At 61.2% G+C, this 23,634-nt stretch carries 17 protein-coding genes and 1 tRNA gene; 10 read left to right on the forward strand and 8 right to left on the reverse strand.

Annotated features, from left to right (window positions below; genetic code table 11):
• Positions 1-23 precede the first annotated feature (23 nt).
• From AC4CWH_RS02835 to AC4CWH_RS02870, 8 genes are all read left to right on the forward strand, one after another.
• Complete coding sequence (locus tag AC4CWH_RS02835) at positions 24-995, forward strand: ABC transporter permease (protein WP_491320293.1); 972 nt, start codon at positions 24-26, stop codon at positions 993-995.
• The gene (locus AC4CWH_RS02840; protein WP_491320294.1) at positions 992-1,831 is read left to right on the forward strand and encodes an ABC transporter permease; all 840 of its coding nucleotides are present in this window, start codon (positions 992-994) and stop codon (positions 1,829-1,831) included. The genes AC4CWH_RS02835 and AC4CWH_RS02840 overlap by 4 nt, the downstream gene beginning before the upstream one ends.
• Before the next feature lie 20 nt (positions 1,832-1,851).
• Positions 1,852-3,510, forward strand: coding sequence for an ABC transporter ATP-binding protein (locus AC4CWH_RS02845; protein WP_491321338.1), 1,659 nt, complete (start codon positions 1,852-1,854; stop codon positions 3,508-3,510).
• A gap of 64 nt (positions 3,511-3,574) precedes the next feature.
• The gene (locus AC4CWH_RS02850) at positions 3,575-4,927 is read left to right on the forward strand and encodes an aspartate aminotransferase family protein (protein ID WP_491320295.1); all 1,353 of its coding nucleotides are present in this window, start codon (positions 3,575-3,577) and stop codon (positions 4,925-4,927) included.
• Between the two features lie 19 nt (positions 4,928-4,946).
• Positions 4,947-6,374, forward strand: a complete 1,428-nt coding sequence (locus tag AC4CWH_RS02855) for an amidase (RefSeq protein ID WP_491320296.1) — start codon at positions 4,947-4,949, stop codon at positions 6,372-6,374.
• A gap of 70 nt (positions 6,375-6,444) precedes the next feature.
• A complete protein-coding gene (locus tag AC4CWH_RS02860) occupies positions 6,445-7,521 on the forward strand; it encodes a phosphotransferase (protein ID WP_491320297.1) in 1,077 nt (358 codons plus the stop codon).
• Between the two features lie 5 nt (positions 7,522-7,526).
• Complete coding sequence (locus tag AC4CWH_RS02865) at positions 7,527-8,861, forward strand: aspartate aminotransferase family protein (protein ID WP_491320298.1); 1,335 nt, start codon at positions 7,527-7,529, stop codon at positions 8,859-8,861.
• A gap of 43 nt (positions 8,862-8,904) precedes the next feature.
• Positions 8,905-10,143: a Zn-dependent hydrolase gene (locus tag AC4CWH_RS02870; RefSeq protein WP_491320299.1), complete on the forward strand. Its 1,239-nt coding sequence runs from the start codon at positions 8,905-8,907 to the stop codon at positions 10,141-10,143.
• A gap of 129 nt (positions 10,144-10,272) precedes the next feature.
• Here AC4CWH_RS02870 and AC4CWH_RS02875 read toward each other — a convergent pair whose 3' ends face one another.
• Complete coding sequence (locus tag AC4CWH_RS02875; RefSeq protein ID WP_491320300.1) at positions 10,273-11,280, reverse strand: DAPG hydrolase family protein; 1,008 nt, start codon at positions 11,278-11,280, stop codon at positions 10,273-10,275.
• 94 nt (positions 11,281-11,374) lie between these two features.
• Here AC4CWH_RS02875 and AC4CWH_RS02880 point away from each other — a divergent pair, with 94 nt between their 5' ends.
• Positions 11,375-12,298, forward strand: coding sequence for a LysR family transcriptional regulator (locus AC4CWH_RS02880; RefSeq protein WP_491320301.1), 924 nt, complete (start codon positions 11,375-11,377; stop codon positions 12,296-12,298).
• A 45-nt stretch (positions 12,299-12,343) separates the two neighbouring features.
• Here AC4CWH_RS02880 and AC4CWH_RS02885 read toward each other — a convergent pair.
• From AC4CWH_RS02885 to AC4CWH_RS02915, 7 genes are all read right to left on the reverse strand, one after another.
• A tRNA-Arg gene (locus AC4CWH_RS02885) sits at positions 12,344-12,420 on the reverse strand.
• Positions 12,421-12,626: 206 nt separating this feature from the next.
• Positions 12,627-13,115 carry a hypothetical protein gene (locus tag AC4CWH_RS02890; protein ID WP_491320302.1) on the reverse strand — a complete coding sequence of 163 codons (489 nt, stop codon included), beginning with the start codon at positions 13,113-13,115 and terminating at the stop codon, positions 12,627-12,629.
• Positions 13,116-13,447: 332 nt separating this feature from the next.
• Positions 13,448-14,314, reverse strand: coding sequence for a transglutaminase family protein (locus AC4CWH_RS02895; RefSeq protein WP_491320303.1), 867 nt, complete (start codon positions 14,312-14,314; stop codon positions 13,448-13,450).
• 19 nt (positions 14,315-14,333) lie between these two features.
• The gene (locus tag AC4CWH_RS02900) at positions 14,334-15,275 is read right to left on the reverse strand and encodes an alpha-E domain-containing protein (RefSeq protein WP_491284124.1); all 942 of its coding nucleotides are present in this window, start codon (positions 15,273-15,275) and stop codon (positions 14,334-14,336) included.
• Positions 15,276-15,284: 9 nt separating this feature from the next.
• Positions 15,285-16,694: a circularly permuted type 2 ATP-grasp protein gene (locus AC4CWH_RS02905; RefSeq protein WP_491320304.1), complete on the reverse strand. Its 1,410-nt coding sequence runs from the start codon at positions 16,692-16,694 to the stop codon at positions 15,285-15,287.
• A 521-nt stretch (positions 16,695-17,215) separates the two neighbouring features.
• Positions 17,216-18,871: a DEAD/DEAH box helicase gene (locus AC4CWH_RS02910; RefSeq protein WP_491284126.1), complete on the reverse strand. Its 1,656-nt coding sequence runs from the start codon at positions 18,869-18,871 to the stop codon at positions 17,216-17,218.
• 349 nt (positions 18,872-19,220) lie between these two features.
• Positions 19,221-19,559 carry a hypothetical protein gene (locus tag AC4CWH_RS02915; protein WP_491320305.1) on the reverse strand — a complete coding sequence of 113 codons (339 nt, stop codon included), beginning with the start codon at positions 19,557-19,559 and terminating at the stop codon, positions 19,221-19,223.
• A gap of 376 nt (positions 19,560-19,935) precedes the next feature.
• Here AC4CWH_RS02915 and AC4CWH_RS02920 point away from each other — a divergent pair, with 376 nt between their 5' ends.
• Complete coding sequence (locus AC4CWH_RS02920) at positions 19,936-23,631, forward strand: response regulator (protein WP_491320306.1); 3,696 nt, start codon at positions 19,936-19,938, stop codon at positions 23,629-23,631.
• The last annotated feature ends 3 nt before the right edge of the window (positions 23,632-23,634 follow it).

Here is a 23,634-nt window from a genome sequence, read left to right on the forward strand (position 1 = left end):
AAAATCGAGTCGGAGCCGTGCTCATGCTGAGATTCATCTCAGGCCGACTGCTGAAGGCCGTCGTCATCCTGATCTGTATCACCGTGCTCAACTTCTTCCTTATCCATGCGGCGCCGGGTGATCCGGCGTCCGTCATGGCGGGGGAGGCCGGTGATGCCGATCCTGCCTTCCTGCAACAGCTGCGAGAACGCTTCGGCCTCGACCAGCCGCTTTATGTGCAGCTGTGGATCTATGTCTCCTCCGTGGTCCAGCTCGACCTCGGTTATTCCTACCGCCAGCAGTTGCCCGTGCTCCAGTTGATCGGCGAGCGCCTGCCGGCGACCCTGCTTTTGTCTCTCTCGGCTTTTGTCATCTCGCTGGGCCTTGGCGTCACGGCGGGAGCCTTTGCGTCAGCCCGACAGGGGAAATGGGCCGATACGGTCATCTCGCTGGTGGCGCTGATCTTTTATGCGACGCCGCTGTTCTGGCTGGCGCTGATGGGGGTGCTTCTGTTTTCCGTACAGCTCGGCTGGTTGCCAGGCTTCGGCTATGAGACGGTTGGGGCCAACTATACCGGTCTCAGTCGCTCCCTCGATATTCTCCTGCATCTCATCTTGCCGGCCATGACGCTCGGGCTGTTTTTCATGGCGGTCTATGCGCGCATGACCCGTGCTGCGATGCTCGAAGTCGGCCAGCTCGATTTCGTCAAGACGGCCAAGGCCAAGGGCCTGCGTCCAGGCATCATCCAGCGGCGTCATGTGCTGCGCAATGCGCTTTTGCCGGTCGTCACACTTGCCGGCCTGCAGGCGGGGCAACTTGTCGGCGGCGCCGTGTTGATCGAGACGGTGTTTGCCTGGCCGGGAATCGGCCGGTTGATGTTCGATGCCCTGTCGCAGCGTGACTACAATCTGCTGCTCGGCGTCTTCGTCGTCTCGGCTGCCATGGTCCTGTTCTTCAACCTCATCACCGACGTGCTTTACCGCCTCGTTGATCCGCGCATCCGGGTGGCGTCATGAAGGATTTCTGGAAACGTTTTTCGCAAAACCGCGGCGCTGTCATCGGGCTCGTCATCCTGCTGCTTGTCGTCGTCCTGTCGATCGTTGCTCCCTTCATCTTCACCAAGTCGCCCTGGGCCATGGTGCAGCGGCCGTTCATTCCGCCGTTTACTATGGATGCCTTCGTGCTTGGCACAGATCCGATGGGGCGTGACCTTGCTGCGGGGCTTGCGCATGGGGCGCGGGTTTCGCTGCTGGTCGGCCTTGTCTCGACGGTGGTTTCGCTTCTCATCGGCATTCCGATCGGCGCCATTGCCGGTTATTTCGGCGGCTGGGTGGATGACGTGCTGATGCGGTTCACCGAATTTTTCCAGAGCGTGCCAAGCTTTGCGCTGGCGGTGGTTCTGGTGGCGATCTTTCAGCCCAGTATCACCTCGATCATCATCGCGATCGCTGTCGTCTCCTGGCCGCCCGTTGCGCGCCTGCTGCGCGGCGAGGTGATGTCGCTGAGGTCGCGGGAATTCGTCGAAGCCGCCGTCCTCTCGGGCCAGACGCATGCGACGATCATCTGGCGGCAGATCCTGCCGAACACGCTCTCGCCAATCATCGTGCTGGCCTCGATGATGGTGGCGGCGGCAATCCTCATCGAAAGCTCGCTGTCCTTCCTCGGCCTTGGCGACCGCAACATCATGTCCTGGGGGTATATCATCGGGGCCGGCCGCACGGTGATCCGGCAGGCCTGGTGGGTCAGTTTCTTTCCCGGTCTCGCGATCCTCCTGACTGTTCTGGCGCTTAATCTTGTCGGCGAGGGGCTGAACGATGCCCTCAACCCGCGTCTTGCGCGCAAAGGAAAGTAATCATGGCAGACACTCCTGCAATGGATGCCGTCATTCATCCGGGTGCGCTGAAGGAAGAGGGACGCGGCGAGCCGGTCGTCTTCATCGACAAGCTCAGCATAGCACTGCCTGATGGTGCCGACCGGGCCTTTGCCGTCGACCGCGTCAGCTTCAAGCTGTTTCCCGGCGAAATGCTCTGTGTGGTCGGAGAAAGCGGCTCGGGAAAGTCGATGTCGGCCAATGCGCTGATGGGACTTTTGCCCGATACGGTCAGGATCGCACAGGGTCGCATCCTGTTGGATGGCGAAGACCTGGTCCGGATGCCGGCGGATGCGCTTTACGCCATCCGGGGGCGTCGGGTGGCCATGGTATTCCAGGAACCGATGTCGGCGCTCAACCCGCTGATGAAGGTCTCGGCGCAGATCGAGGAGGTGTTCGAGGCGCATGGCCTTCTGACACCCCGCGAGCGCCGACAAAAAGCGCTCTCCCTGCTGACGGAAGTTGGTCTGCCCGATCCGGCGCGGGCCGCCGAAAGCTATCCGTTCCAGTTGTCCGGCGGGCAGCGCCAGCGTGTGATGATCGCCATGGCGCTTGCGCTCGAACCGGACGTGCTTGTTGCCGATGAACCGACAACCGCGCTTGACGTGACAACGCAGGCGCAGATCCTCACACTCATCGCCAAGCTTCAGAAAGAGCGCAACATGGCGGTGATGTTCATCACCCACGATTTCGGTGTCGTGGCCGAAATCGCCGACTATGTCACGGTCATGCAGTTCGGCCGCATCGTGGAGCAGGGGACTGTCGAAGAGGTGCTGTTTTCGCCGCAGCATCCCTATACGAAAAAGCTGATCGCGGCGATCCCGCGGCCGGGTCAGGCGGCCCCAAGCGTTGAAATCCGCGAACCGCTGCTTGCGGTGGAGAAACTCTCAAAAATCTACCGGATGGGCGGCGGGCTGTTTTCAAAGGCCCGCGACGTTCATGCCGTCAAGGATGTGTCCTTCACGCTCGGACGCGGCGAAACGCTCGGTATCGTCGGCGAAAGCGGCTCGGGCAAATCCTCGGTGGGGCGCTGCCTTGTGCGGCTGCAGGACCCCGATGGTGGACGTGTCCTGCTCGGCGGCCAGGACATGGCGCATCTGAAAGGTGCTGAACTCAGGGCCATGCGCCGACGCATGCAGATGATCTTCCAGGATCCCTATTCGTCGCTTAATCCGCGTGAGAAGGTGGGGCGCATCATTGCCTCGGGGCCGATTGCCTATGGGCAGGATACGAAACAGGCTTTGGCGCGGGCGGCAGAACTGATGGAAATGGTGGGGCTCGATCCGAGAGGCACTGATCGCTTTCCGCACGAATTTTCGGGCGGCCAGCGGCAGCGCATCGGCATTGCCCGGGCCTTGGCGCTGGAACCGGAGATCATCATCGCCGACGAGGCAGTTTCCGCGCTCGACGTGTCGATCCAGGCGCAGGTTCTGGAACTGCTTGCCCAGTTGAAAAAGGATCTCAACCTGTCCCTCGTTTTCATCACGCATGATCTGCGTGTCGCAGCCAAGATCTGCGACCGGGTGATGGTGATGCGGCAGGGAGAGGTTGTCGAACTCGGGACGGGGAGCGAGATCTTCGAGACCCCCCGGCACGCCTACACGAAAAGCCTGATCGAGGCCATTCCCGGTCGGGCAAAGGAAGCGCTGATGACGGCCTGATGCCGTCTCACGTCACCATCAATTGGGCCGATGACAGCCCGAACCGCTCAATGGAGAAAAACCGATGACGATCATGCCGAATTCGATGGAAGGTCGCGACATGGCCTACCAGCTGCACCCGAACGTGAACCTGCGCAAATATGAGAAGCAGGGCGGCTTGGTGATCGAGAGCGGTGACGGCATCTATGTGACCGACAGCCATGGCAAGCGCTATATCGAGGGCATGGCCGGCCTGTGGTCGGTGGCGCTCGGTTTTGGCGAAAAGCGGCTGGTGGACGTTGCCACGGCCCAGATGGCGAAGCTGCCCTATTACCACACCTTCTCCTACAAGACCCATGGCCCGTCGATTGATCTGGCCGAAATGCTGATCAAGATCGCGCCCGTGCCGATGTCCAAGGTGCATTTCACCTCGTCCGGCTCGGAGGCCAATGATCTCGCGGTCAAGATGGTTTGGTATCGTTCCAACGCGCTCGGCAAGAAAGACAAGAAAAAGATCATCAGCCGCATCAAGGGTTATCATGGCGTCACCATCGCCTCCGGATCGCTCACCGGCCTGCCGCGCAACCATGAGAGTTTCGACCTGCCGCTCGACCGCATGCTCCACACGTCCTGCCCGTCCTACGTCCATTTTGGTCTTGAGGGCGAAAGCGAAGCGGAGTTCACCAAACGTATTCTTCAGGATCTCGAGGATCTGATCCTGAAGGAGGGCCCGGAGACGATCGCCGCCTTCTGGGGCGAGCCGGTGATCGGCGCGGGTGGCGTTCTTGTGCCCCCGGATGGCTACTGGGCCGGCGTTCAGGCGATCCTGAAAAAATACGACATCCTGCTCGTCTCCGACGAGGTGATCTGCGGCTTCGGGCGCACCGGCAAGATGTTCGCCTGCGAGACGCTCGGCATTACGCCGGATGTGCTCGTCGTGTCGAAGCAGATCTCGTCCTCCTACATGCCGCTGTCGGCAATCATCATGAACGACCATTTTTACCAGCCGATCGCCGATGAATCGGATCGTATCGGCGTGTTCGGCCATGGTTACACGGCGTCCGGCCATCCGGTTGCAACCGCGGTCGGGCTGGAAAACCTGAAGATCATCCAGGAGCGTGATCTCGTGGGCAATGTCGCCCGCCTGGAAGCGCAGTTTCTCGCCGGTCTGGAAGAGCTTGCGAAACATCCGGTGTCGCATTCTGCGCGGGGCATCGGCCTGCTCGGCGCGCTTGAAATCAAGCCTTTTGCCGATGGCAAGGCCGGTGATGCGGCTGCCGCCGTGTCCGCCGCCTGCGAGGAGGAAGGCCTGATCGTGCGCAACATTGCCGAGGCCATCTGCTTCTGCCCGCCGATGATCATCACCGCCGAGCAGATCGACGAGATGTTTGCAGCCGTCAGCCGTGCGCTCGACAAGGTTCAGGCTGCACGCGCGTAATTCATTTCGAGGAAATGACATGAGCATGATGGAAAAAACGGATCTCGGCGAGATGACCGCAGCCCAGCTGTCCGAGCTGTTTGCCGCGCGCAAGGCGTCTCCGGTCGAAGCGGCAAAGGCGTCGCTTGCGCGGATCGAGAGGTTCAATCCGAGCGTCAACGCGTTTGCCTATGTGGTGCCGGAGCTGGCGCTCACAGAAGCGAAAGCCTCCGAAGCGCGCTGGAAGAAGGGCGAGCCGCTTTCGCCCATCGACGGCGCGCCGACCACGATCAAGGAACTGACGCCGGTCAAGGGCATTCCGTGGCGCCGGGGTTCAGCGCTGGGCGCCACGACCCCGTCGGACAAGGAGTTCCTGATCATGGAACGCCTGCGCGGCGCCGGTGTCACCATTCTCGGCACAACAACATCGCCCGAATTCGGCTGGAAGGGTGTGACGCACGGTCCGGCCTTCGGCAATACGCTGAACCCCTGGCGCACCGACCGCGCATCGGGCGGCTCGTCCGGCGGGGCAGCGGTTGCCGCGGCGCTTAACATGGGCGTGCTGCACGAGGGCTCCGACGGTGCGGGTTCGATCCGTATTCCCGCCTCCTTCTCCGGCACGTTCGGGATCAAGCCGACCTATGGCTGGATACCCTCCGACACACCAACGGCGCTTTTCGAACTTGCCCATCGCGGTCCGCTCACCCGCACCGTCGAGGATGCCGCATTGTTCATGAATGCAACGACCGGGCCGACGCCGAGGGCGATGTACGGTTATTGCCCGACACCGGTGCCGGATTGGCGCGCGGCGATCAAGGCCGCCAGCGTCAAGGGGTTGAAGATCGGCTATAGCCGCAATCTCGGTTATGCGCAGGTTCAGCCGGATGTTGCCGCCGCCGTCGAGCGCGCCGCACAGCGTCTGGCCGATATGGGGGCGATCATCGAAGAGGTCGATCCCGGTTTCTCCAATCCGCAGGACGCGCTGCTGGCGCTCTGGTATGCGGCAGAGGCGAGAACCGTCGAGTTGGTCAATCCGACTGACGAGCAGAGGCGGCTGATGGATCCGGGTCTTATCCGGATCTACGAGAAGGGCTGCGCCTACACCGCCCGCGATTATGTGGCGGCCGAACAGGTGCGTGCCGATCTCAAGGTGACGATGGCGCTGTTCCATGAAAAGTATGACGCCCTGATGCTGCCGACCATGCCGGTGACGGCGATCGAGGCGGGCGTCGATTTTCCAGGCGGCATCGAGGGCAAGGACTGGTCCGACTGGTCGCCCTTCACCTATCCGTTCAACATGACCGGCCAGCCGGCCGTCTCGGTGCCCTGCGGTTTCGATGCTGGCGGTCTGCCGATCGGCCTGCAGTTCGTCGGGCCGCGTTACCGCGACGATATCGTGCTGACGTTGGCTGCTGCCTACCAGGCGGCCTATCCGGAAGACCTTCTCAACGCACCGCGGGTCGCCTGAACCAAACCAAGATGCGGAGGCTTTCTGCCGTCGCATCCCCATCATTTTAAGCAGCACCGGGATAAAACAGATGGCCTCCATGGCAAGCCAAGAGGTGGCAGGCGGGCTTGGCGCAGAGCTGGAAACGGGCGTGACAGCCGTGCCGCCTGACCAGGCCGAGCGTATCGCGCGGGAAAAATACGGGCTCGTCGGCAAGGCCGAATGGCTCTGGGGCGAGAAGGACAGCAATTACCGGCTGACGCTCGACAACGGCACGCACTATCTCTTCAAGGTGCTCAACCCGGCCGAGCCCCCGGCGATGACCAGCATGCACAGCCAGGCACTGTTGCATGTGGAAGCCGCCGACCCCGGCATTCCGATCCAGAGGATCATCCGCACGCTGGACGGCGAGGCGGACTTCCGCATGACCGATGACGACGGTGGCACGCGCGGCGTGCGCATGGTCACCTTTGTGCCCGGTGTCTCCCAGAAATCGCAGCCGCAGTCGGCGCTCCAGCGTTTTCGCGTTGGTGTGCTGCTCGGCCGCATGCAGAAGGCACTGGCAGGTTTTTCGCATGAGGCGGCAGGCCACCGCATCACCTGGGACATGAAACACGCCGCGGGCATTCGTGACCTTTTCGGCGCCTTCGATGATGCAGGCCAGCGTGCCCGGCTCGAGCGCGGCATGGATGACTTCCAACACCTAATCGCGCCGCGCATGGCGGACCTGCCGGCGCAGGTCGTTCATAACGATTTCAACATGGAAAACATCCTCGTCAGCGCGGACGATCCGGACACGATCAGCGGCATCATCGATTTCGGCGACATGGTGCATGCGCCGGTTCTGTTCGATGTCGCCGTGGGGGCCGCCTATCAGATGGGCGATGCGAAAGACCCCATTGAGGCGATGTGTGATTTTCTGCGCGGTTACAGCACGGAAAAGACGCTGTCCGACCACGAGATTTCGCTGCTTTATCCGGCTGTCGTCACACGCATGGTGATGCGGCTTGCGATACCCGAATGGCGCAGCAAACTGTTTCCGGACCATCGGGAACTCTACACACGCAATAGCCCGACCGTCTGGCAACAGTTCGCCCGGCTGGACGCAATTTCAAAAGACGATGCCATGGCGCGCCTTGCCGCCGCCTGCCGCCTTCCCAGGGGATGAGAACCATGACCAAGCCCGCCACCACAATGATCAACGGCTTTGATGCCGCGCGTCTCGGCAGCCTGCCGGAGCGGGAGCGCTTGATGATCGAGCGGCGCCAGGCGATGCTTGGGCCATCCTATCGGCTGTTTTACGAAAACCCGCTGCATCTGGTGCGCGCGCAAGGTGTTTGGCTCTACGATCCCGATGGCAATGCCTATCTCGACGCCTATAACAACGTGCCCTCGGTTGGCCATTGCCATCCGCGCGTGGTCGCAGCGATGACCGAACAGGCGGCAGTGCTGAACACGCACACGCGCTATCTTGACGAAAAGATCCTCGACTATTCCGAAAAGCTGCTCGCGACCTTTCCCGATGACCTCGACCGCGTGATGTATTGCTGCACCGGCAGCGAGGCGGTGGATCTCGCGATCCGGCTTGCCTGTTATTATACCGGCGGCACCGGCATCATCATCACCGAAAATGCCTATCACGGCACAACGAGCGTGACCGCGTCGCTCTCGCCATCGCTTGGCCCGAATATGCCGCTCGGCATGCATGTCATCACCGTGCCGGCACCGGATGCCTATCGCGCCGACGGTCGGGATGTCGGCGAGGCCTTTGCCGAAGAGGTGTCCAAGGCGATCGCCTTCATGGTGCGTCGTGGCATCAAGCCCGCCGCCTTCATCGCCGACAGCATTTTTTCGACCGACGGGATTTTTTCGGAGCCGGCCGGCTTTCTGAAACAGACGCTGGACGTCGTACATCAGGCCGGTGCGCTTTATATCGCAGACGAGGTGCAGCCGGGATTTGGCCGTACGGGATCGCATATGTGGGGTTTCATGCGCCACGGCATCGTTCCCGATATCGCCGTGATGGGCAAGCCCATGGGCAACGGCCTGCCGATTGCAGCTGTGGTGATGAAGGGCGAGGTGCAGGAGCGTTTCGGCCGGGACATCCGTTATTTCAACACTTTTGGCGCCAACCACGTCTCCATTGCCGCCGCCAATGCCGTTCTCGACATCATCCGCGACGAGGACCTGATGCGCAATGCAGACACGACCGGCACCTATATGCTGGAGGGGATGCGCAAGCTGCAGCAGACATTTGACGTCATTGGTGATGTGCGCGGTGCCGGCCTTTTCCTTGGCCTCGAGTTCGTCAAGGATCGTGAAAGCCGCGAACCCGATGGCGCGCTGTCGCTTGCCGTCGTCAACCGTATGCGCGAGCGCCGTGTGCTGATCAGCGCTGCCGGCATCCATGGCAACACGCTGAAGATCCGCCCGCCGCTGCCTTTCGGCAAGGAGCATGCCGATATCTTCCTGAAGACATTGGAAGACGTGCTGCACGAGACGACCTGATCTCACCCGCTGCTGCTGCCCCGGATTGTGAAAGGACAAGTCCATGACTGCATCGCCTGAGATCGACACTGACCGCCTCTGGGCCGATATCATGACCATCGGAGCGATCGGCGCAACGCCCGGCGGCGGCAGTTATCGTCCGGCGCTGTCCGATGCGGATCGCGAGGCGCGCAACCTGTTTCGCCACTTTGCGCAGGAGGCCGGCCTGCTGGTCACCGTCGATGCGATTGGCAACATGTTTGCGCGGCGGGAAGGGAGCGATCCGTCTTTGCCGCCATTGATGATCGGCAGCCATCTCGACACCCAGACGCCGGGCGGCAAGTTCGACGGCGTCTTGGGCGTGCTGGCCGGGATTGCTGTGGCTCGCGCACTGAACGAAGCCGGGGTGACCACGAGACGGGCGATCGAGATCGCCAATTTCACCAATGAGGAGGGCGCACGTTTCCAGCCGGGGGTGATGGGCTCGGGCGTGTTTGCGGGACTTCTGCCGCTCGATCAGGCCTTGCAGTGCCGGGATGAAGCCGGAACGCTGCTTGGCGATGAACTGGCGCGCATCGGTTATGCAGGCGCGCTGCCGGTCGGCGGTCGCCCAGTACACACCTATCTCGAACTGCATATCGAGCAGGGACCGGAGATGGAAAAGGCAGGCGCGATGATTGCCGCCGTTTCCAACAGTTCCTGGGGATGCAGCGGCTTTATCGACATCAACGGCGAGAACGGTCATTCCCAGACGGCTGCGATGTCGAAGCGCCGAAATTCCCTGGTTGGCGCGGCAAAACTCATTCTCGAGATTGAAGCGATCGGGGCGGACAACGAGCCGGAAGGCATGGTGAGCGCCACCGTGATCCGCAACTGGCCGAACAACCGCGTCAACATTCCCCACCTGTCCAAGCTCTCTTACGTTGCCGTCCATGCGACGGAAGAGGGGCGCGCAAAGATCATCGCACGGATCGAGGCGGCGGCACGACGGATTGCCGAGGAAACAGGCCTTACCATCGACGCGACAACCGCTCACTACCGCCAGCGGATCGATCTCTCGCCGGAACTTTCCGGCCAGGTGATCGATACCGCTCGGCAACTCGGCTACACGTCGATGATGCTGCCGACACTGACCTCGCATGATGCCTTGTCGATGCATCATCTCTGCCCGACGGCCATCATCTTCGTGCCCTGCAAGGACGGCATCTCCCACAGCGAAAAGGAATGGTGCGACCCGGATCAGGTCACGGCCGGTGCGAAGGTCCTGCTCGACATGGCAGTCAGAATTGCCAATGAAGGCTGACCGCACCTGATATCGGCGGCAATGGGCGGCATTTTGCTCGCTGCGCCGGGCGAAGAAGAGAGCTATGTCTACGCGATAGCCCTCTTCTGATCGAAGCGCTTATGGCCAAGGTTAGCCATCGCCCTCTCTTCAGCTGAAGGCTTGATGAATGCCGGGCAGGATGCGTGCGAGATGGTTGAACTCCGTCATGTCGTGAACCGACATTTCATAGGCCGTCATTTCCGCAACCTGTTCGTTGAAGCCGATATGCTGCAGCATGGCCGGCGCCTTCTCCGCATTGGCAAAACGTGCCATGTCCGCATGGGCTCCGATCCAGTATCGGCTGAAGAGTTCCATGCCGGCGCTTGTATCGCGGGCGATATGGACCATCAGCGTGAACGGGATATCGGGTGCCGGCGTTGCGTAGCAGACGGCGCTGGCGCTTGCGGTAAAACCTTCCCGTGCCAGGGCCTGGGCGTCGAAGCCGAGCGTCGCCGGCTCGGCAAAATGGATGATGGCGTCGAGGCGGCTCGGGCCGATCCATTCCTGGATCCGATTGGGATTGTTGAAGAGCCGCTTCTCGTAGCTGAGCGAGGTATCCTTCAGGCGCGCCGGGTCCGCAACGCTGGTATCGATATGCGCCTGCGGAAACCACAGCATGTAGCGCTCTTTTTCGACGGGATGCCAGGTAAACCACCACTTGAACATGTCGGTGGTTACGCCGGGCATAACGATGCGGCTTTGCGCATAGGCCATCTGGCCACCAAGAACGGCATAACCGTTGTCTTTCGTCTTGAAGGACGGATCGATGAGGCGGTTGAGGTTCTGCGCGCTCGGCGAAGGCACCTCGCTGGGGTTAAGCTGTCCGAACTGGATGGCCTGCGTAGCCGCCGAGGGGACCGAGAGATCCGTATCGAGAAAGGCCGCATAAGGGGTGATGCGCACGGCCTCCTCATTCGCAGTGCGCTGCTTCTGGCACTCCAGGGAAAGGTATGTGACGGCGCTCCAGTCCCCGTACGCGTCGCGGTTCGAGCTGGGGTGGGCAACCGACGCCGCCTGCGCCGCACCCGGACGGCTCAGGAGGGCAGCGGACGTGGTTCCGACCACGGCGGCCGGGGCAGTTTTGAGAAGGCTGCGACGGGATATTGAGTGGGTCATGAGCGATTTCCTCCGGAAAAATTCGTTGCTTGACCCCAAAAATACGCCATGCTCATCATCAATCAAATCGATCTAGATGATGGGCGGAATTGACATGGTTGATATTTCCAAAATCGATCTCAACCTGCTGGTGGCGATGGAGGCCCTTCTGGAGGAAAAGAACGTGTCGCGCGCGGCGCGGCGGCTTTCTCTTGGCCAGCCCGCCATGAGCCATAATCTGGCGCGTCTTCGAGGCCTGCTGGGGGATGAATTGCTGGTGCGAAGTGCGGGCGGCATGGTGCCGACGGCAAAAGCCATCAGTCTCGAAGTCGAGCTTCGCGCCACCATGCGCAAGATCCGCATGCTGTTTGAAGAGCAAATGCCCTTTGATCCTTCAACAGCGCAAATGTCCTTTCGACTGGGCGTCACCGACAGCGCCGAAGCCATCCTCGTTCCAGCCGTCTCGGCCTTGCTGCTGGAAAAGGCGCCCGGCGTTTCACTCAAATTGATCCCCATAGACGGGGTCGATGTCGCCGATGGTCTGGAGATGGGGGGCTTTGATCTTGTCATCGGCACCTTTGCCGGGGGACGAAGCTACCATAAGCAACGGGTGATCTATCACGAAGGGTATCATACGGTTTTTAATGCGGCCCTGGTCGCAATCGGCGATGTGATGACGCTGGACGACTACAGGCGTTATCCGATGCTGGTGGTCGAGGGGGCAGATGGAGACGCCGTGCTGAACGCTTTGGAACGTCTGGATGTGTGGCCGCAGATTGCGCTGCGAACGCCCCACCTGCTGGCGGTGCCCTCTATCGTGTCTCAAGCCCCGATGATCGCCACAGTCCACACCCAGGTGGCGGAACGTTTCGCCGAGCATTTCAACCTGTCCGTCAGGCCGCTTCCCGAAGAGATCTGCCTTGCACCCGCAAAACTGATGCTGATGTGGCACGCCGCCAGCGACAAGGCCCCGGCGCACCAGTTTACGCGCGATCTCGTTGCCGAAGCGCTCAGATGTCTGCGTACGGGGAAATTTTAGACTTCCTTTGCGAAAGCGTCTGCGGTTCGCGGTTGTTTGTTGAAATGGCGCACCCGACTGGATTCGAACCAGTGACCTTTGCCTTCGGAGGGCAACACTCTATCCAGCTGAGCTACGGGTGCTTCTGCGAACCGATGCGTGACGCACTGTTCGTGCCGGTGCAGGGTTCATAACAAAGGTCGCGGGCGTCAGCAATCGGCAAAAGGCAGAAAACTTTGCATGGGGTTGAAAGATTGGCGGATTGTCGGGGCCGTATAGGCAGTAGGCAGTAGGCATTAGCAGGCGGGGAGGGGTGTGGTGCTCTGGCTGCGTGCGGTAGATATTTGCGTCAGCGCAGCGTGGCAAGGTGCAGCGCCCGGTCGATCAGCATGTTGGCGAGCATCATGCGGGTGTTGGCCTTGTCGCGAAACACGGCGTCGACGCTGTCGGGGTGGTTGTGGCGGGCAAAGGTGCGGCGGCGTTCGGCAAGGGTTTCGGGGCTGTCGGTCGGCAAGATGCCGAGGTCTTCCGCCACCTCCTCTTCGCCAAGGCGTGCAAGATGCGGGGGCATGACGGGTGGTTCGTGGGTTTTTGATGCTGGCTGGCGCTCTGGCATTGCCGGCGGCTCTTTTGCGCCAGCGTCGAACTGGTCGAGCATGGCGCGGTACGGATCGTCAAATCCCGAGATATCGCTGGCTTCAGCGGCGCCTGAGGGCATGACGAAGCCGCTGGTGAGGCCCGCCACGCGGTAGGATGGCGGCGTGGCTGGGATCTCGTCCGGCGCCTCCACGTCAAGTCGGGTGAGTATGGTCTGGAAAACCGATCGTCCGAACAGCATTGCGTGATCCCGATTGCCTGTCTCGCCTTGTCCATGCGTGCCGGACATAAAAACACAGGGGCATGGCGCGGAGCTTATGGATCCCGGCACCGGCGAGATCCAATAGGTGAAAATCGAAAATCTGCGCTTTGTCTCAGGCAAGGCCCTGCACCATGCATTAAGCAAGGCAAAACGAAGGCCATGGGGCCTGCCTTAAGCCAAGCCTGCCGGACGGCGAAAAACCCGGCACGGCTGCTACGGAAGGGTCAGGGGGCGTCGTCGTCGAAAAGAAAAAACCGGTGCTGAGGGGCACCGGTCTCTCATCATGGTCTGTCTACAATCGTGTCAAAAACTCAGGCTTGCGCCTGATCCTCTTGTGCCGGTGCTGGCCCAGAACTTTGGCTTTGCATCTGCCCGTCTGCGGGTTTTACGGTGAGCGAAACGGTGAGGTTCTCGCCGTGCGTGCCGGGGCCGATGCGCATGCCCGAGACCGGGGCGCAGTCCTGATAGCAGAGGCCGGTTGCCACGCGCACATAGCGGTCATCCGGGCAGATCTTGTTGGCAGCATCAAAGCCCACCCAGCCAAGCCCCGGAATATGGGCTTCCGCCCAGGCATGTGTTGCCACCTGTTCGGTCTGTCCTTCCATCAAAAGATAACCGGAGACATAACGGGCCGGCAGTTTGGCCACGCGGGCGGCGGCGATGAAGATGTGGGCGTGATCCTGGCAGACGCCGGATTTTGCCTCCAGCGCCTCCTCGGCCGTGGTTTGTGCATCCGTTGAGCCGGGCAGGTAAGCCACCGTCTCGTGGATGGTCTCCATCAGCGTGTGCATCTGTGCAAGTTCGCTGTCGCCCTTCAGCGAGCGGGCAAGCTCGCGGATCAGCTTGCCGGGTTTTGTGAGCGGCGTATCGCGCAGATAAAGCCAGAGTGGCACGAAGCCGGTATGGGGACCGAGCACGCCCGCTTTGTCCATCGTCTCGACCTCACCCGATGCGGTGATGCGGATGGTGTGCGCCCCGCCTTCGATGGAAACCAGTTCGACGCGGTTGCCGAACTGGTCGGCATAACCGGCTTCCACCTTGGCGCCATCCACGGTGATTGCCCAGTCGATGACCTTTTGCGTCGAGCCACCAAGCGGCGTCAGGCGCAACCGCTGCAGCGCATAGGCCACCGGCTCGTCGTAACGATATTCTGTCGTGTGAGAAATTTTCAAACGCATGACCGTACCCCCGCTCCGCTTATTGATAGAAGCGGTAGCCTTCTGAAATTTCGGCGCTCAACTTGTTGTTCCGGTTGATGAAATCTTCCAGAAACTCATGCAGGCCCTGGTCCATCACATCCGCAATCGAGCCACGTTTCAGCATGGTCTTGATCGAGGCGGCGGTATCATGCGCCGTGTGGCGCTCACCGTAATCCTCTTCCAGATAATGCAGATTGCTGACGATCTTTTCGTAGCAATAGGCCAGCGAGCGCGGCATGCGCACGTTGAGGATGAGGAAATCGGCAATGCTCGACGGCTTGTATTCGCCGTCATAGACCCAGCCATAGGAGCGATGCGCCGAAACCGAGCGCAGGATGGATTCCCACTGGAAATTGTCGAGCGACGAGCCAACCTGGCTGATCGCCGGCAGCAGCACGTAATATTTCACGTCAAGAATGCGGCTGGTATTGTCCGCCCGCTCGATAAACGTGCCGATGCGCGAGAAATTATAGAGATCGTTGCGCAGCATCGAGCCGTGGAAGGCCCCGCGGATGAGGCCGGCGCGCCGCTTGATCACGTCGATCGCTTCCGGCAGATCGGCAGGTTTCACCTTGCGGGACAAAAGCTGCTTCAACTCGATCCAGCATTCGTTGGTCGCTTCCCAGGTTTCCCGCGTCAGCGCCGTGCGCACCATGCGGGCATTGTTGCGGCCTGAATCGATGCAGGACATGACGCTCGACGGGTTGGACGTATCGCGCAGCAGGTAATCGATGGCGTTGGCCGCCGTCATCGTATCATGCACGGTCGCATAGGCATCGCGCACGCCGGCACTTTGCAGCACGCCGTCCCAATCCTCGTCGGAGGAGCCGGCCCGCGTCAGCGAGACCCGAAGGCCCGCATCGATGAGGCGGGCGATGTTTTCGGCACGCTCGATGTAACGGAACATCCAGTAGAGGCCGTTGGCAGTTCTTCCCAGCATTTTACGCCCTCAATCTTCCAGTACCCAGGTGTCCTTGGTGCCGCCGCCCTGGCTGGAGTTTACCACCAGCGAGCCCTGCTTCAGCGCCACGCGGGTCAGGCCCCCCGGAATGATCTTCACCTTGTCCGACACCAGTACGTAAGGGCGCAGATCCACATGGCGCGGCGCAATGCCCTTGTTGACGAGGATCGGCACGGTCGACAACGACAGTGTCGGCTGGGCGATGTAATTGGACGGGCGCGCCTTCAGCTTTTCGGCAAAATCGGCACGTTCCTTTTTGGAGGCGGTCGGGCCGACCAGCATGCCGTAACCGCCGGAGCCATGCACTTCCTTCACCACCAGCTCTTCCAGATGCTCCAGCACGTATTTCAGGCTGTCGGCCTCCGAACAGCGCCAGGTGGGCACGTTTTCCAGAAGCGCCTTGCGGCCGGTATAGAACTCGACGATTTCAGGCATGTAGGAATAGATCGCCTTGTCATCGCAGATGCCGGTGCCCGGCGCATTGGCAATGGTGATATTGCCGGAGCGATAAACATCCATGATGCCGGGAATGCCGAGCGCCGAATCTGGCCGGAAGGTCAGGGGATCGAGATAATCGTCATCGACGCGGCGATAAAGTACGTCGATGGCTTCATAACCGCGGGTGGTGCGCATCTTCACCTTGCCGTCGATGACGCGCAGGTCCGATCCCTCCACCAGTTCCACGCCCATGGTGTCGGCGAGGAACGAGTGTTCGTAATAGGCGGAATTGTAGATGCCGGGCGTGAGGACGGCCACGCGCGGGCGGCCCTTGCAGCCGGGAGGCGCCAGTGACGCCAGCGACTGGCGCAGAAGATAGGGATAGTCCTCGACCCGCTGCACCTTGTTTTGCGAAAACAGTTCGGGAAACATCTGCATCATGGTTTCCCGGTTCTCCAGCATGTAGGAGACGCCGGAAGGCGTGCGGGCATTGTCTTCCAGCACGTAGAACTGGTCTTCGCCGGTGCGCACGATATCGGTGCCGACGATATGGGTATAGACGCCGCCGGGCGGCTTGAAGCCGATCATTTCCGGCAGGAAGGTAACGTTCTTCTCGATCAGTTCGCGCGGAATGCGCCCGGCCCGGATGATTTCCTGCTTGTGGTAGATGTCATCGAGGAAGGCGTTGAGCGCCAGCACGCGCTGCTCGATGCCCTGCGCCAGCTTGCGCCATTCGCGGGCGGCGATGATGCGCGGAATGATATCGAAGGGGATCAGCTTCTCGGACGAATCCGCATGTCCATAGACTGCAAAGGTAATGCCGGTCTTGCGGAAGATGTTTTCCGCGTCTCTCGATTTCTGGATGAGATGAGCCGGATCCTGGCTTGCATACCACTCCTGGTAAGTCTGGTAAGGCGGTCGCGGATTGTTATCCGCAGTCAACATTTCATCGAATGCCAATGGTGCGTCCCCGGTTTTTGACCATAAGAGTACAACGCCGATGGCAATGCAAGAACCATGCACAGTCCGCGTTGATTTAATTCAAATGGACGAAGACGGGCGATGAAAGATGCGCCAGGCCGCCGCGCAAGGGTCGGGTTCCCCAATGATGCCGTCCATGCAAGGATCCGCTAAAATGCGTTGAGCGGAATGTCCGCTGGCAGACCAACGCTGGCAAGTCTTTCAAAAGATTGCAGTTGGCCAGAAAATGCACAGGCCTTTTCGTACCCCTGCACAAGTTAACGGCACTCAAGAAAGTCCGCATATAAGCCCGCAGAATGGTCACGACGCTTCAGGGAGATTCATCCTCCGGTGGAAGACCAGTCCAGACCAGCCTTGCTGGAACGGCAGCGCCAGCAAGGTGCAGCGTTGAATGTGTCCTGCCGTTTGCGCCGAGATCAACGCTTTCACGAAACAAAAAAGCCCGCCCCTTCTTAGAGAAAGGGGCGGGCCGAGGTCATTGGAGCTGTGCCAGAGGCAGATTAGGCGCGGTCACGCGTGCGGCCACCCTGGCCACCCGTGCGACCTTCGCCGCCGAACTTGACCGGGCCGCCGTTGCCGGCCGGCTTCTGGCCGGGACGGCCCTGGCCGGTGCGGGCCGTGCGCTGGGTTGCCGGCTCATGGGCGCCGTGGGCGGCATGGCCACCCTTGCGTTCGCCGTTGCGGGCCGGGCGACCATCGGGACGGCCACCGGCCGGCTTCTTCGTCGCGCGGAAATCCGAGGTCGAGGCAAGATCATTGTCGGCTTCGAAACGCGGAGCTTCCTCGTTGCGGCGCTGGCCACGGAAGGAGCGTTCGCCCAGTTCCTCGCCACGGGCCGAAAGGGCAGCGCCTTCCGGCGTGCGCGGACGGCGCGACGGACGGTTTTCGGCGCGGCCACGGCTCGGGCCTTCACCACGTCCGCCTTCAGGACGACCACCTTCAGGACGGCCACGACCGGCGCCGTTGCGGGCAGGGCCGCTGCGGGCGGGCTTGCCGCTGGAGCGGGCAGGGCTTGCCAGCACCGTCGGGCGTTCGCCGGAGGCAACGGTGATCTCGATGTTCATCAGGCGCTCAATGTCGCGCAGCAGACGCGTTTCATCCGGTGCGCAGAAGGCAATCGCAATGCCATCACGGCCGGCACGGGCGGTACGGCCGATGCGGTGGACATAGGCGTCGGCGACTTCCGGCAAGTCGTAGTTGAACACATGCGTCACGCCCGGGATATCGATGCCGCGGGCGGCAACGTCGGTTGCGACGAGAATGCGGATTTCGCCGTCACGGAAAGCCTTCAGTGCGCGTTCGCGCTGGCCCTGGCTCTTGTTGCCGTGAATGGAGGCAACCTTGAACTGCAGGTGTTCGAGGTACTTGAACAGCTTTTCAGCGCCATGCTTGGTGCGCAGGAACACCATGGCGCGGCCATCCGGGTTCTTTTCCAGCGAAGCCTTCAGAAGCTCGGTCTTGTCGTTCTTGCCGTTGACGAAGTGAACATACTGTTCAACCTTGTCGGCAGCCTTGCCCGGAGGGCTGACTTCGACCTTGACCGGATCTTTCAGGAAGTCGCCGGCGAGGTCGGCGATTGCCTTCGGCATGGTGGCCGAAAACAGCAGGGTCTGGCGACGGGCCGGCACCATCTTGGAAATCTTGCGCAGGTCATGCACAAAACCGAGATCCAGCATCTGGTCGGCTTCGTCGAGCACCAGGTAACGCACGGCGGTCAAGCCGATGGCGCGGCGGCTGATCAGGTCGAGCAGGCGGCCGGGGGTGGCAACCAGAATGTCGGTGCCCTTTTCCAGCTGCATCTGCTGCTTGTTGATCGAGGCGCCGCCAACGACGGAATTGATCTTCAGCGGCGTATTGCGTACGTAGCTCTTCAGGTTGGCAGCGATCTGGTTCACCAGTTCGCGCGTCGGGGCAAGGATCAGCGTGCGGGTGGTGCGGTTATCAGGACGCTTCTGTTCCTTAAGCAGCATTTCAATAAGGGGAAGGCCGAAAGCTGCGGTTTTGCCGGTGCCGGTCTGGGCAAGGCCGATCATGTCGCGGCCTTCGAGCAGAAGCGGAATGGCCTGCGCCTGGATCGGCGTCGGGGTCTCGTAGCCAAGGCTGATAACGGCGGCAACGAGCTGCTTGGTCAAACCAAGCTCGTGGAAATTCGTCAAGTCGAATACCTTTTCGGGGCGCCAAAAACGTATGCCGGTGCGGCACCATGCCGTCCGGTCTGTTTCTGGCGTCAAGAACCCCGCGTGAAGTGGGAACTTGTCAGTGGAAATTGCTTCCCAGCGCTGGCCTCTTGGGCCTGATAAGAGCGCCTTGTTCCTTCTTCGCGAATATTCTCGTCGCAGGGCCAGCTCACGCGGCGGCCGGAAGGTGAAAGCTGATGCTGCATGTGCGTCTTTTACGCTTTAAAGTCAAGAGCCCGCGTCGAGATCGACGCGGGCTCCTTGATTTTATCGGCTGATGAGGGTCAGCCGCGACCGCCCGCCCACATGCCGCCGTTGCCGACTGCTGTCAGTAAGCCGGGCAGACGCGGACCCGGTAGGCATCGCCCCATTCGTTTTCCTGCCATTCGAAATGGCAGCGCGGACGCGGCGCTTCGCGATAATAGGTCCGCTCATAAACCACCTGGCGCGGCGGAGGCGGGGGAGGTGCATCATAGATGCGTTCTTCATAGACGGGTCCGCGCGGCTGCGAAGCGATCGCGCCACCGATGAGGCCGCCCACGGTGCCGGCAGCAACGCCTGCCCAGAAATGATCCCGCGCTTCGGCAGCAGGGGCAGTTGCGATCAGCGCGCTGGTCAGCGAGAGCGCGACAAGACCCGCAGTAAAACTCTTCTTCAGAACTGACATGGCTTTGTTCCTTTCACCCGTTTGATCCTTATCGGGTACATCCTCAAGATCATCCCAGATCGCGGCAAATTAAAGGAAAAACAAAAGGATAAGTCTGAACATCCGTTCATCTGGCGAAAGCCGGAAGTTGAACATGTGGGCGGCTTCGGCGCGGTCAGCGGGTACTGTGGCGAAACGGTGGCGGATTGGTGGCTCTAAGTGGGCGGCTTGTTTCCGGTGTTGTCGGGCCCTCAGGATCGCATCAGCCTTTCCGTTGCTGCTCCATGCCGGCCCAGAAACAGTTTGTTAACCATAGTGGTGCTCAAGTTCCGGTTTGATGCATCATGGTGCGAATCATGGGCGGTGGTGTCAGTGTGGCGGTTCGTTGGGGGATCGGGTGAGTAGCGATAGTGAACTTCTGCAGCGGGCCTGCGAAAGGATCAACGATCTCGACGTACCGGCCTTCATCAAGGACGGGATGCTGCGTTATGTAGCCGTCAACGATGCCTATGCGCACCTGTGCGGTGCCGAGCGGGCGGATTTTCCGGGTCTTGTCACGTCCGATCTTGCGCTGTCGCTCGAAGATGAGGCGGGTCTGGACAAAGAGCGTCGGGCGCTGGTCTTCGGCAGTGACGAGGTGGCGTTGTGCCGGGATGCCGCCGGGACGCTGCGCCATGAACTGCGCATCGAACGTTTCGTCACCGATGATGACCAAGCCTATCTGTTTGGGATTTTCGAGCCTGTGGCCTCTGCTGTTTTCCCGGTGGGAGCAGAGCCGGCCTTGCCGCAAGGCGCGGTCGATGACGAAGGTGGCCTGGCGCGCGGACAGGTGAGCCTTGACATGCTCGGCACGGCGCTGGACCTGCTGGATGCCGGTATCGGCATTTTCAGCGAAACCGACGAGCTTCTCTATCATAACACGCCGCTGGCGCAGTATTTTGAAAGCCTGGGCGCCACTCTCTCGCCCCGCCAGACGCTCGATCGGCTGATCGAGCAGGTTTATGATCATACGGCTGAGGTGGCAGACGACGCCGCGGTTGCCAGCGACCGGCGCCGCGAATGGCTTGAAGAGCGCAGGCGCATCCTGCATCTTCAGAGCTGGCAGGCGATGGAGCCGCTGGCCGACGGGCGCTGGATGCGTAGCGTCAACCGCCGGCTGGACAATGGCTGGCTGATCATGCTGCGGCTGGATGTTACCGAATACAAGGTGCAGGAAATCCGCCTCGGCAAGAAGATCGAGGAGGCCGAGATCTTTCGTGCCGCCTTCGAAGACCTGCCGGTGGCCGTGTTCCTGCGCGACAGCCAGCGCCGCTTGATCTATGCCAATGCCGCCTATGAGGCGATGCTTGGCAAGGAGCGCGCCGACCTGATCGGCCTCACGGAAGAAGAAATGTTTCCGGGCGCTGCCGACCGTTTCCGCCGGGAGAATGACCAGCTTCTGGCTGAAGGCGGTTCGATCGAAAAGACGGAGGATATTCCGCTTGCGCAAGGAACGACGATTGCAGCCATCACCCGGCTTGCACGGATTTCGTCACCGGCAGGCGAGCCTTACGTGGTTGGCTCCATCACCGATGTCTCTCTGGTGCGCAAGGCCCAGCAGGAGGCCGAGCGGCTGCATCTTGAAGTGCAGGCCATTCTGGATTCGCTGCCGGTCGGCGTTGCCATCCTCGATCGCAATCACGCCTTCGAATATGCAAACCGCACCTTTCACGAACTGCTCGGCGGCGATGGGGCGGCCGGAGGTGGCCTGACAGGCCAGTCATACCGGGATTTCCTGCGCGGCAGTTACGACGCGGGTATCTATGGCCAGGGCGATGAAAGTTTCGATGCTTTCTACGATGCGCGCATTGCGGTGCTGACCAGCCCGGACGATTTTTCGCCGATCGAGCTGCGCACCGCCCAGGGCCGCACGCTTCTCATGTCGCGCGAGCATCTGTCTGACGACAAGATGCTGCTGAGCTATATTGATACCACCGCCATGCGCCGGCGCGAGCAGGAAGTGCAGGAGGCGCGCGCGGCCCTCGAACAGCACGGCGCCATGATGCAGGATGCGACCAGCGTGATGTCGCAAGGCCTGCTGATCCTGCGCGAAGGCAAAGTGGTGTTTTCCAACGAGGCACTGGCTGCGATCCTGCAGGTGCCGGCGGGTCTCGTGCAGGCGGGAAAACCCTGGCGGGCCGTTTTTGCCTATATGGCAGCCCGCGGCGATTTCGGCTCGCCGGAACAGGCGGAAGATACCTTTCGCTACTGGCAGACGATGGAGACGGAGGGCAAGGGCTTTTCCGCCTCGCTCTGCATCGAGGATATCTGCTGGATCGACGTGGAGATGAACCTCAGCGGCAATGGCAACTGGCTTGCCGTGTTTAATGACGTCACCGATGTGCGCCAGCGCGAACGTGAACTGGAACGGCTGCTGGACCGCGCCGAATCCGCCGACCGGGCAAAATCCGAGTTTCTGGCCAATATGAGCCACGAGATCCGTACCCCGATGAACGGCGTGCTGGGCATGGCCGAACTTCTGGCCAAATCCAATCTCGATACGCGCCAGAAGACGTTTACCGATATCATCGTCAAATCCGGCAATGCGCTTTTGACCATCATCAACGACATCCTGGATTTCTCCAAGATCGATGCCGGGCAGATGACGCTGCGCAAGGCAAGTTTCGATCCGGTGGACGCCATCGAGGATGTGGCGACGCTGCTATCGTCTTCGGCAGCCGACAAGGACATCGAGCTTCTCGTGCGGGGGGCCTCCAACCATTATACGGTTGTGGGCGATCCTGGCCGGTTTCGCCAGATTGTGACCAATCTCGTCGGCAATGCGGTGAAATTCACGGAAAAGGGCCATATCCTCATCGAGGTGGTGTCCGATGTGGTCGATGAGGCGACTGTATCGCTGACGATCCGCATCGAGGATACCGGCCTTGGCATTCCCGATGACAAGCTGAAGACGATTTTCGACAAGTTTTCGCAGGTCGATACATCCTCCACCCGCCGTTACGAGGGAACCGGGCTTGGCCTTGCCATCACGGCAGGGCTGGTCAAGCTGTTCGGCGGCACGATCGGCGTCGAAAGTGTCCATGGCAAGGGATCGGTGTTTACCGTCACCCTGCCGTTGGCCATCGGCGCCCGGCGCATCCTCCCGGAGGCCTCGACAGCCAGCATTCGTGGCGCGCGCATCCTCGTGATCGACGACAACCGGGTCAACCGCCAGATTCTCTCTGAGCAGCTGTCTCTCTGGGAGTTCGATGCCGTTGCCGTGGAAAACGGCATGGAAGGACTGGCCGTGCTGCGGGGCGCCGCTGCCATGGGCGTCACCGTCGATGCCGTCATTCTCGATTATCATATGCCGGAAATGAGCGGGCTCGATGTGGCCGCCGAAATCCGCAACGATCCGGCGCTTCGTGATCTTGCCATCATCTTTCTGACCTCGATGGATACGGCAAGCAGCGAACAGGCCTTCCAGACGCTGAACATCCAGGCGCATCTGATGAAGCCGGCGCGCGCGCATCTTCTGCGCTCAACCATTGCCGAAGTGGTGCGCACCGGCCGCCAGGAGCGCCGGCTGGCCGAGACGCAGCAGGGAGAGACGCCGCGGAGAGAGACATCCCCGGCGCCGGTCAAAGCCGTTGCATCGGCGGCACCCGGCGTGATGTCGCGCATGATCATCGACATGCCGGCCGAGCGCGAGGGCCTGCTCGACGTGCTGGTGGCCGAAGACAATGACGTCAACCAGATCGTCTTCACCCAGATCCTGCAGGCCACGGGCCTGCGTTTTCGCATCGTCGGCAATGGCGCCGAGGCGGTGGAGGCCTGGAAGGCGCAAAAGCCGGCGCTCATCCTGATGGATGTGTCGATGCCTGTGATGAACGGCCATCAGGCGAGCCGCCGCATCCGTGAAATCGAGGCGGAAGAGGGTGGCCATGTGCCGATCGTCGGTGTCACGGCCCATGCGCTGGAAAGCGACCGGGATCTCTGCCTTGCCGCCGGCATGGACGATTACCTGTCAAAGCCGATCAGCCCGGAGATCCTGGAAGCCAAGATCGGCCGATGGCGCATCAACCGCCATGGCAGCGAGGCCTCGCGCGGCTGACGA

Source organism: Neorhizobium sp. PAMB6716, from assembly GCF_058242805.1.